Annotated in this window: 2 protein-coding genes; both read left to right on the forward strand. The window is 76.3% G+C overall.

Translation table 11 applies throughout. From position 1 onward, the window contains the following. Positions 1-243 precede the first annotated feature (243 nt). Positions 244-414, forward strand: coding sequence for a hypothetical protein (locus KBX39_RS28030; protein ID WP_166456627.1), 171 nt, complete (start codon positions 244-246; stop codon positions 412-414). Between the two features lie 113 nt (positions 415-527). Next, positions 528-2793: AAA family ATPase (locus tag KBX39_RS28035; RefSeq protein WP_312247500.1), on the forward strand; the 2266-nt coding region annotated here is incomplete at its 3' end.

The raw sequence follows: 2793 nt of genomic DNA on the forward strand, positions 1-2793 counted from the left end.
ACGAGACCTTCTCCTGGGGCTTTGCCATGCCGCAGAGTCTAGTGGTCGGCGCACGTCACGTTGATCCGTGGCCGCCTCTTCCGGAGCGGGCTGAGTACCTTACGGCCGCGCGGCCCCTCGTCGGCCCTCAGGTAAGGAGGCGGCGGGGGCAAAGATCAGGCGGCGTACCCATGTGCCGGGGGCACCTTCGCGCGAAAAGTGGATCTCGACAGCGACGACAGACCCACGACAGGGAGATCCGACATGTTCGGCAACGACGCGGAGTTCATCCTCAGCATCCACCGCAGCCACGCCTCTGAACTGCAGGCCGACGCGGCGCAGGACCGGCTGGCCCGGTCGCTGCCCCGACGGCACCCGCGCGGCTGGCTGAGCCGCCGACAGCACCACGCCCGCATCACCGACGCCCGCCGGTGACCGCGCCGGCGGTCGTCGCCGGTCCGGCCGTCACGGGGGCGGCCGGGCCGGCGGCCACCGACCGCCCGATCGGCCAGGCGAGGCCGTCGGGGGGCCGTGGCATGCTCGACGGCGTGACAGTACGCGCCGCCAGCACCGTCCTCGTCGGCCGCCGGCCCGAGCTGACAGTGCTCGGCGACGCGCTGGCCCGGGCACGCTCCGGCGACCCGACGACCGTGCTCGTCGGCGGCGAGGCCGGGGTCGGCAAGACCCGGCTGCTGGAGGAGTTCGGCACGCACGTCCACACCGCCGGGGCGCGGCTGCTGGTCGGCCAGTGCCTGGAACTGGGCGAGGCCGGCCTGCCGTTCGCCCCGTTCGCGGCCGCGCTGCGCGACGTGCTGCGCCACGACGGGCCGGCCGCCTTCGCCGGCTACGAGGCGGAGTTCGCCCGGCTGCTGCCCGAGCTGGCCCGGATGCCCGCAGGCGTCGCCGCGCCCGCCGGGCCGGCCCTCGCCGACACCCCGCGCGGCTACCTGTTCGACCTGGTCGCCGACCTGTTCCGGCGCATCGCCGAGGAACGCCCGCTGGTGCTGGTGATCGAGGACCTGCACTGGGCCGACCGCTCCACCCGCGACCTGATCGGCTTCCTGGTGCGGGCCGCCCGCGCCACCCGCCTGCTGGTGGTCTGCACGTACCGCACCGACGAGCTGCACCGCGGGCACCCGCTGCGGCCGTTCCTCGCCGAGCTGGACCGGGTCCGCGGCGTGGACCGGATCGAGCTGGGCCGCCTCGACCGCGACGGCACCGCCGCCGTGCTCGCCGACCTGCTCGGTGTCGAGCAGTTCGCCCGGACCGTGGACGACGTGCACGAACGCACCCAGGGCAACCCGTTCTTCATCGAGGAGCTGGCCGCCGCCGGTGGCCCGGTCGGCTGCGCCACCATCCCGGAGACGCTGCGCGACCTGCTGCTGGCCCGCGTCGACCGGCTGCCCGAGCCGGCCCAGCGGGTGCTGCGGATCGCCGCCGCCGGCGGCACCCGCTTCGCCCACCAGCTGCTCGCCGAGGTGGCCGGCCTGCCCGAGGCCGAACTGGAGGACGCGCTGCGCGCCGCCGTCGCCGGTCAGCTCGTGGTGGCCGACCCGGACGGCGACTACGAGTTCCGGCACGCGCTGGTCCGCGAGGCGGTGCACGACGACCTGCTGCCCGGCGAGCACGCCCGGCTGCACGCCCGGTACGCCGCCGCGATCGAGGCCCAACCCCACCTGGTCGCCGCCGGTCGCGCCCCGGCCGAGATCGCCCACCACTGGTACGCGGCGCACGACCACCCGCGCGCGCTCACCGCCGCCCGGGTCGCCGCCGAGGCAGCCGCCGAACGGTACGCGTACGCCGAGCAGAGCCGCCTGCTGGAGCGCGTCCTCGAACTGTGGGAGCAGGTGCCCGACGCCGCGGACCGGCTCGGCATGGACCACCTGCGGGTACTCGAGGACACGCTCACCGCCGCGGTCACCGCCGGTGACCTCAGCCGGGCGCTCACGCTCACCCGGGCCGCGCTGGCCGAGGTCGACTCCGACGCCGAACCGCTGCGCGCCGCCCGCCTGCTCGACCACCGGGGCCGGCTGTTCGCGCTGCTCGGCAAGAGCGACGGCGCGGCCGAGCTGCGCGAGGCGTACCGGCTGGCGGCCCGCGCCCCCGACGGCCCGGAACGGTTCGCCGTGCTGGCCGACATCGCGTCGCACCTGATGAAGGTCGACCCGCGCGAGGCCGCCACGGTGGCCGCCGAAGCCGCGGCCGGCGCGTCCGAGGTCGGCACCGACCTGGTGCTGCTGCCCACCCGGATCGCCCTGCTGCACCGCCTCGACGGCACGCCGGAGCGCGGGTTGGCCGAGCTGCGCCGGGTCGAGGCGCGGGCCCGTGCCGCCGGTGACTCGTGGGCCCTGGTCAGCGCGCTGGTCTTCCTCTCCGACGTGCTCTACGAGCTGGGCCGCTACGACGAGTCCGAGCAGGCGGCCGCGGCCGGGGTGACCGAGGCGCGCCGGGTCGGCATCAGCCGCTCGATCGGGGCGTACCTGCTGTCGAACCGGGCCGAGGCGCTGATCGCGCTGGGCCGCTGGGACGAGGCGGACACCACCTGCGCCGAGGCGGCCCGCATCGACCCGCCGGGCGTCTCCGGTCTGCACTGGCTGCAACTGCGCGCCGGGCTGCACCTGGCCCGCGCCCACCCCGCCGCCGACGAGGTCGTCGGGCGGGCGCTGGCGTTCCTCAGCCGCCCCTACCTGTGGCCCAACCACCGGCTGCCGCTGCACGAGCTGCGCGTCGAGGCCGCGCTCGCCGCCGACGACAAGCTGGAAGCGGTACGCGCGGCGCGCGCCGCCCTGGCCGACCCGCACCTGGCCGACCTGC

The sequence above is a fragment of the Micromonospora sp. D75 genome (assembly GCF_018070405.1).
Taxonomy (GTDB): Bacteria; Actinomycetota; Actinomycetes; order Mycobacteriales; family Micromonosporaceae; genus Micromonospora; species Micromonospora chalcea.